Origin of the sequence: Magnetospirillum fulvum MGU-K5 (assembly GCF_000442515.1) — a bacterium.
Taxonomy (GTDB): Bacteria; Pseudomonadota; Alphaproteobacteria; order Rhodospirillales; family Magnetospirillaceae; genus Phaeospirillum; species Phaeospirillum fulvum_B.
In genome coordinates this window covers 1-2953 of sequence record NZ_AQPH01000141.1, presented here as the reverse complement: position 1 = coordinate 2953, position 2953 = coordinate 1, and the positions used below count along the sequence as shown (strand labels likewise).

The 2953-nt window shown below is 67.3% G+C and carries 2 protein-coding genes; both read left to right on the top strand.

The window, feature by feature from the left end; all coding sequences use genetic code 11:
- Positions 1 to 133: 133 nt before the first annotated feature.
- The gene (locus K678_RS17210; protein ID WP_021133762.1) at positions 134 to 457 is read left to right on the top strand and encodes a hypothetical protein; all 324 of its coding nucleotides are present in this window, start codon (positions 134 to 136) and stop codon (positions 455 to 457) included.
- On the top strand, positions 454 to 2793 hold the full coding sequence (locus K678_RS17205) for a VirB4 family type IV secretion system protein (RefSeq protein ID WP_021133761.1): 2340 nt from the start codon (positions 454 to 456) through the stop codon (positions 2791 to 2793). The genes K678_RS17210 and K678_RS17205 overlap by 4 nt, the downstream gene beginning before the upstream one ends.
- Positions 2794 to 2953 lie beyond the last annotated feature (160 nt).

Sequence of the window (2953 nt, the reverse complement as noted above, 5' to 3'; positions counted from 1 at the left end):
GGCCTGTGGGCGGCGATGACCCAGCGGCTCGATTGGTCGCGGATCTGGATCTTCTTCGTCGCCGGTCTGCTGGTGACGGTCGGACCCTCCGCGATCCTGTGGTTCATCGATGTGATGAAGCAGAGCTAAGGCGATGAAGGCCCGCTCGGTGGTGTTCACTCATGTCCAATGGCCGTTCACGATCTTCGGCTTGCCGCCTGCTCTGATGATCCTGGCGGTGGCTCCGGCGGTGGCGGTCTATGGGCTGGCGATCCTGCTGGGCGGCATCGCATTGTCGATGATCGCCTTCGCCCTGGTGCTGGCGGTCGGGCTGTCCGTCGCCTATCGGCTGGCCCGGCGTGACCGCCATATCGACAGCGTCGCCCTGGGGGTGGCGCTGTTCTGGAACGTCTCCCCGCGTCGATGGCTGCTGGCCGGGGCGTCCCCCGCCGCGCGTTCCCGGAGGACGCGGCCATGAGCCTGTGGCCGCTCGCGATCGGCGTGGGAAGCGCCGCCGTGGCCGTCGGAGCCCTTGCGGTTCCGGCGGCCCGGCGGATCGCCTTTGGCTCGGTTGGGTTCGACTGGCTCGGCCACGAACTGGAGCTCGACCGGATCGAGCCCGATCATTTCACCGTCCGGCTTAAATCCGGCACCGTGCTGCGTGCCTTCCGCCTCGACGGTCTGGCCTACGACACCCGCCCCGAAGCCGAGCAGGCGGCGCTGCATCAGGGCCGCGCCGATTTCCTGGCCGCCTGCGCCGCGCGCGGCGTCACGGTGCGGGTCTATGGGGTGAAGCGCCGCCAGGACTCGGTTTCGCCCGCGACCTGGCCGTCGCAGGCGTTGACCGAGATCGGTGCGGCCGAAGCGGCGCTGTACCGCTCGGCCTTCGCTTTGTCCTGGTATCTCACCCTGCAAAGCCCGGCTCCCCACCAGCTTGAGGAAGCCGACGACAAACTGCACGCCTTGCTCGCGGGCTATCGGCCCAAACGATTGGCCCGGCCCGTTGATGAATCCGCCGCTTGCCCGCTGACCGGGTTCTTGAACGGCCTGATCTGCGGCGATTACCGCGCCGATCTGCGGGCGGTGTCGGTCAACATCTCGGCCAATCTGCCCGCCGCCGATCTGATCTTCACCCCCGACGGCACGATCTCGGCCCACCTGCCGACTCCACTGCTCCACCGCATCATCGCAGTGCGGGAATGGCCCGACATGGTGTCGGGCCATCTGCTCCACGAGTTGATGGCGGTGCCGGGCGAGATCGAACTGTCCCAGGTCGCCCTGCCAACCGGGCGCGACAAAACCCTGCTGCTGTTGAAGCGGGGGGCCAACAGCGCCTTCGGCTCGGCCCAGGCCGCCGGGGAATGCGCCGCCGCGATCGAGCTGCTGGCCCAAGGCCGCACCGCCCTGGTGGCGACCCAACTCGCCATCGTGCTGCGCGCCGCCGACGAAACCGAGCTCAATGATTTGACCGCTCAGGTCGCCCGCATCCTGGCCGACCGCCGTGTGGTCGCCTCGGTCGAAACCAGGGGGGCGGCTTTGGTGTGGTTCAACCGACTGCCCGACCGCGACCGCCTGCTGCGCCCGCTGAAGCTGTTCGTCGAGAACGTCGCCGCCCTGTGGCCGTTCGAGAACGCGCCGACCGGCCTGCCCGAATCCCAATACGGCAAGGGTCCGGTGCGCTCCTTCATGACCGGCAGCGGTCAGGCCTACCGCTTCCAGTTTCAGTGCTCGGTCGCCCCCAAGGCGCTGGGGCATTTCGTCGTCTTCGCCCCGTCCAATTCCGGCAAATCGACCCTGGTGCTGCATCTGCTGGGCGGACTGGCCAAGTTCGAGGGCATCCGCAGCACCATCTTCGACAGTAAGGAAGGGGCCCGCTTCATGATCGAGGCGCTGGGCGGCCTCTATCAGCCGTTCGACCGCCTGGCGCTGAACCCGCTCGATTGCGACGACAGCCCGATCAACCGCCAGCGCCTGGCGCTGCTGATCAGGCTGATGCTGGGCGAGGCCGGTGATACCGCCGGGATCGAGGACATCCTCGCCCACGTTGCCGAAACCGCCTTCCAATTGCCGGTCGAGGCCCGGACCTTCGATCAGATCTTCCCGCTGACCTTCCCCGCCCACAGCGAGGCGCGCAAGAGCTTCGCCCGCTGGGTGGTCGATGCCAAGGGCCGAAGCGGGCTCTACGCCAACACCTTCAACGCGCCCCGTGACAGCCTGTCCGGCTTCCTCGACCGCGCCTTCCTCACCGGCATCAACATGAACGAGGCGCTGGAAGATCCGGCGCTGGGCGCGCCCGTCGTCGCCCATATCAGTACCGCGATCGAGCGGATGGCGCGCGAAGGCCGGGTCAAGGGCTTTGCCGTCTTCATCGACGAGGCCGCCAATCTGCTGCGCAACCCCGCCTTCCGTGACCTCGCCGCGGTGATGTACCGCGAATACCGCAAGTTCGGCGGCGCGGTCGGCATGGCGTTCCAGGACCCCGGCGCGCTGCACAAATCCGGCATCGCCGACGCGGTGATCGAGAACACCGCGACCTTCTTCTTCTATCCCAACCCCCAGGGCAACCGCTCGGCCTACGAGCCGTTCAACCTCAACGACGAGCAAAAGAGCTTCATCTTCGGCGCGCCCGAGGGCCGCAAGGTGCTGCTGGTCAAACGCGACGCCGCCACCGGCTTCGAGGAATCGACCGTGCTCGATATCGACCTCGCCCCCCTGGGTCCGGCGCTGCGGTTCTATCGCTCCGGCCCCGACGCGGTGCGCGAGCTCACGGCACTTCAGGAAAAATGGGGGGAGCAATGGCGCGCGCACCTCTGAAAGTGGCCCTGCTGCTCTCCGCCGCTTTGACCGTCACCGCTCCGGCCGCCCTAGGCGGCGGAATGCCGGTGTTCGACGGCACCTTGTTGGGTCAGGCGGTCGAACAACTGAAGTCGATGCAGGAGCAGATCCAGAATCAGCTGAAGCAACTGAACGAGTT